The following is a 3,316-nucleotide window of genomic DNA, read 5'->3' on the forward strand; positions in this document are numbered from 1 at the left end:
GCATAACGCTGGGGCGAGGCTCTGCCAACGCGCAGCAATGCACCGCAGAGTTCAGTGCTGTAGGGTGGGCAATGCCCACCATCTAATCAGGATGTTGTCCAGAGAAAACGCTTTCTGACCATCATCTCAAGGGGCAGGGTCTATAGGCTCTGGGCCACCTTGCGGGCCAGCTCGGCCATACGGCAGGAGTAGCCCCACTCGTTGTCGTACCAGGCGAGAATCTTCACCTGGGTCTCATCCACCACCATGGTGGAGAGGGCGTCGATGATCGAAGAACGCGGGTCGTCTTTGTAGTCCACCGACACCAGGGGCCGGGTTTCGTAGCCGAGAATGCCGTGCAAGGGGCCATCGGCGGCGGCTTTGAGGAGCTGGTTGACTTCCTCGACGGTGGTAGGGCGATCGCACTCAAACACGCAGTCAGTGAGCGAGGCATTGAGCAGCGGTACGCGCACCGCCAAACCATTCAGCTTGCCCTTGAGTTCGGGGTAGATCAGCGTGATGGCGGTGGCCGACCCGGTGGTGGTGGGGATCAGCGACATGCCCGTGGCCCTGGCACGGCGGAGGTCTTTATGGGGCGCATCCACAATGGTTTGGGTGTTGGTGTGGTTGTGGATGGTGGTAATGACGCCGTGGCGAATGCCCAACCCTTCGTGGATGACCTTGACCACCGGGGCCAGGCAGTTGGTGGTGCAGGAGGCGGCAGTTAAGAGGTGGTGTTCTGCCGGATTGTACAGGTGATCGTTGATACCGTAGACCACATTGAGGGCACCCTCTTTGACCGGGGCGGCGACGATCACCTTTTTGACGCCCTTGTCGTAGTAGGGTGCAAGGGCTTCTGCGGTGCGGAACTTGCCGGAGCACTCCAGTACCAGATCTACCCCGTAGTCGGCCCAAGGCACTTCGCCGGGGGCAGCGCCGCTGCTAAAGCTGAGGGGCACGCCATCGATGGTAATTTTTTCGCTGCCCACGGCCTCCACGTCGCGATCCCAGCGTCCGTGTACTGAGTCGAACTTGAGCAGGTGCGCGGCGGTTTCGGCCCCGCCTTTGATCTCGTTGATGTGCACAAATTCTAGTTCTGGGAAGGCCCAGCCTGCCCGCAGCACCAGCCGCCCAATGCGACCAAATCCGTTGACGGCAACGTTGACCATAGCGTTCTCAATCCCGGTGCGATCGCACAAAACTAACCACCGCCAGAACCACCTGAGCCTGCACAGCTCAACCGCCCAGCCTGTCATTTCAATAAAAATTGATGCTTCAATTATTTCAACAAAAGTTGATTTGTCAAGTTGTCTGCACTACATCCCTTGGTGCTTGGCGATCGCCAGTTCACGTTCACCAAAGCCATCGGTACCATGCAGTAAGCTAGTCACATCGGTTCACTAGTTACATGAGTCTTAAACAGCGAGTGCTGAAATGGTGCAGGCCACAGAGCAGCCCCTGAGCTTTGAAGCATTTCTAGACCAATACCCCAGTGATGGCGGTCGCTACGAGCTGATTGAAGGCGAGGTGGTAGAGGTGCGTCCCACGGGTGCCCATGAAGACATTGGTGGATTTATCGCCCTGAAGCTAGGCGTGCTGATTGATCAAGGATCTTTGCCGCTGACGATTCCGCGTACCTGTGTGGTGAAGCCGCCACGACCCAATGCGGGCTATATTCCCGATGTGGCGGTGCTCGATCGCACCCAACTCCAGCACGAACCACTGTGGGAAAAGGCGTCTACGGTCTGCAACGGGGCCACGATTAAGCTGGTAGTAGAGGTGGTTAGCACCAACTGGCGCGATGACTATGGCCTCAAGCTGGCCGACTACGAGGCCATGGGCATTCAGGAATACTGGATTGTAGATTTCCGCGCTTTGGGGGCGGCGCGGGTGATTGGTCAGCCCAAGCAACCTACGATCACGCTTTGCACTTTGGGGGCTGATGGCTATCAACTAGAGCGATTTACTAGAAATGATCACTTAGTTTCACCGACCTTTGAAGACCTCAGGCTAACAGCGCAGGACATCTTTAGAGCAGGTGCAGGTTAGCCTGTGGGAGTTAGAACCCGGGTTTCTTTTTTGGGAACTGTCACTTACCTATGCGTTGTAAAGAAGAAACCCGGGTTCTGATTGCACCTTACTCCAGCCTATGGCCATAGCCACCGCCGCCAGGGGTCGCAATTTGAATACAGTCTCCTGGATTGAGATCCACCGTGACCTGTCCCGGCAGCACCTCCACTTGGCCATCGGCACGAATCACCCTATTTTCGCCCACCTGCCCTGGCTGACCGCCCGCTAGACCAAAGGGCGGTACCCGGCGATGATTTGACAGAATCGCCGCTGTCATCGGTTCGCGAAATTCTATGGTTCGCACAATGCCGTTGCCGCCTGCGTATTCTCCGGCTCCGCCGCTGCCTTGGCGAATGGCGAACTCCCGCAGCAGCACTGGAAATCGCCACTCCAGCACCTCCGGGTCGGTCAGCCGCGAGTTGGTCATGTGGGTGTGCACGGCGTCGGTACCGGGGAAGCTGGGGCCAGCCCCGGAGCCGCCGCAGATAGTTTCGTAGTACTGATGGCGATCGTTGCCAAAGGTGAGGTTGTTCATGGTGCCCTGGGAAGCTGCGATCGCACCCAATGCCCCATACAGCGCATCGGTCACCGCCTGTGACACCTCCACATTGCCCGCCACGACTGCCGCTGGATAGCGCGGGTTCAGCATTGAGCCTGGCGGAATCAAAATTTCTAGCGGCTTCAGACAACCTGCGTTCAGCGGAATATCGTCATCCACCAGGGTGCGAAACACGTAGAGCACCGCCGCTTTGCACACTGCTGAGGGGGCGTTGAAATTGCTGGGCCGCTGGGGAGAGGTGCCAGTGAAGTCGATGCAGGCGCTGCGCTGTTCTCGGGTGACTGTAACCTGTACAGAAATTTGGCTGCCGTCATCCATTTCGTAGGTAAACTGGCCGTTCTGGAGGTGATCGATCACCCGTCGCACGCACTCTTCAGCGTTGTCTTGTACGTGCTGCATGTAGATCTGCACGGTGTCGAGACCGTAGTGATCGACTAATTTTTGCAGTTCTTGTGCCCCCTTTTCATTCGCTGCAATCTGCGCCTGCAAGTCGGCTATATTCTGCGTTGAATTTCTTACCGGATAGGGTGAGGCGGTTAGAATTTTCAGCAGTTCAGCCTCCAGAAAGCGACCCTGATCTACAAGTTGAACGTTATCTAATAAAATCCCTTCTTCCTCGATGGAGGTGCTGTTTGAGGGCATGGAACCGGGGGTAATGCCGCCAATGTCGGCGTGGTGACCACGGGAAGCGACGTAGAAGAGTGGGCG

3 protein-coding genes are annotated in these 3,316 nt (G+C 57.1%); 1 reads left to right on the plus strand and 2 read right to left on the minus strand.

Annotation, left to right across the window (positions count from 1 at the left end; all coding sequences use genetic code 11):
- Window positions 1-140 precede the first annotated feature (140 nt).
- Window positions 141-1,148: an ArsJ-associated glyceraldehyde-3-phosphate dehydrogenase gene (locus IQ273_RS31820; RefSeq protein ID WP_194027093.1), complete on the minus strand. Its 1,008-nt coding sequence runs from the start codon at window positions 1,146-1,148 to the stop codon at window positions 141-143.
- Between the two features lie 265 nt (window positions 1,149-1,413).
- On the opposite strand from IQ273_RS31820, the gene IQ273_RS31825 reads away from it, so the two are divergent.
- Complete coding sequence (locus IQ273_RS31825; protein WP_194027091.1) at window positions 1,414-2,028, plus strand: Uma2 family endonuclease; 615 nt, start codon at window positions 1,414-1,416, stop codon at window positions 2,026-2,028.
- An 88-nt stretch (window positions 2,029-2,116) separates the two neighbouring features.
- Here IQ273_RS31825 and IQ273_RS31830 read toward each other — a convergent pair.
- Window positions 2,117-3,316: hydantoinase B/oxoprolinase family protein (locus tag IQ273_RS31830; protein WP_194027092.1), on the minus strand; the 1,200-nt coding region annotated here is incomplete at its 5' end.

The sequence above is a fragment of the Nodosilinea sp. LEGE 07298 genome (genome assembly GCF_015207265.1).
GTDB lineage: Bacteria > Cyanobacteriota > Cyanobacteriia > Phormidesmidales > Phormidesmidaceae > Nodosilinea.